Genomic DNA, 2,684 nt, shown 5'->3' on the forward strand with positions numbered 1-2,684 from the left:
CACAAAGTAAAGCGCGACTCCGGTTACGAAGTCTCCCCAAATCAAGTAGTAGTAACAAACGGCGGAAAGCAAGCTGTGTACGAAGCCTGCCAAATCCTCCTGAATGATGGCGACGAAGTTATTATTCCGGCGCCTTATTGGACGAGCTATCCGGAGGCTGTGAAGCTTGCCGGCGGTGTGCCTGTGCCGGTTTTAGCTGGTGCGGACCGCGGTTTTGAGCCGGATATTGAGGCAATTGAAGCCGCACGCACTTCGCGCACGCGCGCAATTATTGTCAATTCGCCGTCGAATCCTACTGGAGCTATTTGGAGTGCGCAAACTATTCGCGCAATCGGCGAGTGGGCTGTAAAACACCATATTTGGGTGCTTTCTGACGAAATTTACGAGCACTTGCATTACGACGGAATTTCGACTTCTTACGTTGGCGTTGAGGTGCCGGAAGTTCGAGATCAGCTGCTGATTTTGAACGGTGTTGCCAAGACTTACGCCATGCCTGGTTGGCGAGTTGGCTGGATGGTTGCGCCTGCGGACGTTGCGAAAGCTGCAGTGAAGCTGCAAAGCCACATGACTTCAAACGTTTCCAATATTTCGCAGCGCGCGGCAATTGCTGCGGTTGGCGGGTCTTTGGACGTGGTTGCCACAATGCGCGAAGCTTTTGACGCTCGTCGTAGGGCGATTGTGGAAGCGCTTAACAATATTGACGGCGTTACTTGCCCGCTTCCTCACGGCGCTTTTTACGCGTTTGCTAACGTTGAGGCGTTGCTTGAGCGTCCGCTTGGCGAGCATGGCGAGGTGCCGCACACTTCTGCGCGATTTGCTGAAATGTTGCTCGATGAAGCGCATGTTGCTGCCGTTCCTGGCGAGGCTTTTGGCGCTCCTGGTTATTTGCGATTCTCTTGCGCGCTTGCGGATGATCAGCTTGCTGAGGGCATGCGTCGCATGAAGCAGTGGGTTGAGGCGTAGTAGACGCGTAATAGACGTGGGTTGAGGCGTAATAGAAGCGTGGGCCTGCGTAATAATAGAAGCGTGGGCCTGCGTAATAGAAGCGTAATATTGCTATTTCGCGACACTCGCCTTGGTGCGAATATGGCGAAATCGTGGGCTTGAGCTAGCATAACTATTTGGCGGTTTGCTATGTCGCCCCTTTTGGGGTATGATAGGCGAGTTCACCTTAGGGATGTGGCGCAATTGGTAGCGCAACGGTCTCCAAAACCGTAGGTTGTGGGTTCGAGTCCCGCCGTCCCTGCCAGTTTTTAGTTCAAATTTTTACACGAAGGAATCAGCATGGCACAGGCAAGCAGCACTAGGAAAGCAGTAAAGCCAAATTTGTTCATGCGTATTGGCATGTTCGTCAAGCAGACTATTGATGAAACGCGTAAGGTGATTGCGCCTCACGGTAAGGAATTGTTTGCTTGGTCCGCTGCCGTTTTTATTTTTGTTGCGTTCTTGATGGTTTTCGTCAGCTGCATGGACTTCGGTTTGGGTAAGTTCGTGATGTGGTTGTTCGGCTGATTTGAGATTTTGAAGGTGTATACAATATGACTGATGAGTTCAATCTCGAAGAGGCAGATGCTGCTGAGACTGCTGAGGCGTTTGATACCGCTGAAGCGACGGAGGCTGCGAATGCGGCTGTTGCAGCTCTTGATTCCGAGTCTGGTGTTGAAGGTGCGGCTTCTGCTGCCGACGATGCCGACGCTGCTAGCGCTGCTAGCGATGCTGATGCCGTGAATGCTGTCGCTGCTGCGGACTACGCATACGACTATGCAGACTATGCCGATGATTCTGACGATTCCGACGATTCCGACGATGTCGCTGCCGACGCTACCGATGCTGACGCTGATTCCGCAGCCGACGCTTCTGCTGATGATACCTCCGATCCAACAGACGCTGGCGCGATTGCCGTAACCGAATTTTCTAAGAAACTCCGCACTTTGGAAGGCAAGTGGTACGTGCTTCACACGTATTCCGGCTACGAAAAGCGTGTGAAAACGAACGTTGAGTCTCGTGTGCAAAGCTTTGGTTTGGAAGATAAGATTTTCCAGATTGAAGTTCCTATGGAAGAGGTTGAGAAGCATACGGAAAAGGGTAAGAAGGTTATTACCCGCGTGCGCGTGCCTGGTTACGTGTTGATTCGTATGTGGCCTGATGAGAACGCTCGTCGCATTGTGCGCGAAACTGAGGGTGTGACTGGCTTCGTTGGTCCTTCTAAGGATCCTGCGCCGTTAACTCGTAAGGAAGTTGTGGCCATGATGGCGCCGATGATTGCTTCCGAAGCTTTGCGCAATGCTGGTGACAAGCCTGCTGCAGCACGTAAGCGCAAGGTTGAAGTTGCTTACAAGGTGGGCGATCAGGTGACGGTTACGGATGGACCATTCGCAACGATGGCTGCCGTGGTTTCGGATGTGGAGCTTACAACTCAGAAGCTTACGGTGTTGGTTTCCATCTTTGGCCGCGAAACTCCTGTGGAGCTTGGATTCAACCAAGTCGAGCCGATTGTTTGAGCTTTTATAACTTTTACAAACCGGGGTGTGTTAATTCGCGCTCCGGTTTTTGTTATTTACTGCGACACGCCGCAAAATGGGAAATAATCCGAAATTTTCTTGCAATAATACTGCTTTTATAAACGTAAGTAATAAATATTTCCAAATATTTAGTTTGACTTGAATTTAACCATGGGGGGGGGG

Annotated in this window: 3 protein-coding genes and 1 tRNA gene; all 4 read left to right on the forward strand. The window is 51.2% G+C overall.

Translation table 11 applies throughout. From position 1 onward, the window contains the following. On the forward strand, positions 1 to 963 hold a 963-nt coding region (locus AXE77_RS05090), incomplete at its 5' end, for a pyridoxal phosphate-dependent aminotransferase (protein WP_133296288.1). Between the two features lie 210 nt (positions 964 to 1,173). Beyond that, positions 1,174 to 1,249, forward strand: a tRNA-Trp gene (locus AXE77_RS05095). Between the two features lie 35 nt (positions 1,250 to 1,284). Next, positions 1,285 to 1,512 carry a preprotein translocase subunit SecE gene (secE, locus tag AXE77_RS05100; protein WP_116712416.1) on the forward strand — a complete coding sequence of 76 codons (228 nt, stop codon included), beginning with the start codon at positions 1,285 to 1,287 and terminating at the stop codon, positions 1,510 to 1,512. A gap of 26 nt (positions 1,513 to 1,538) precedes the next feature. Beyond that, entirely contained in the window at positions 1,539 to 2,501 is a 963-nt protein-coding gene (gene nusG / locus AXE77_RS05105) for a transcription termination/antitermination protein NusG (protein WP_165846079.1), read from the forward strand. Positions 2,502 to 2,684: the final 183 nt, after the last annotated feature.

It is taken from the genome of Gardnerella massiliensis (assembly GCF_003408845.1).
Classification (GTDB): Bacteria; Actinomycetota; Actinomycetes; order Actinomycetales; family Bifidobacteriaceae; genus Bifidobacterium; species Bifidobacterium vaginale_H.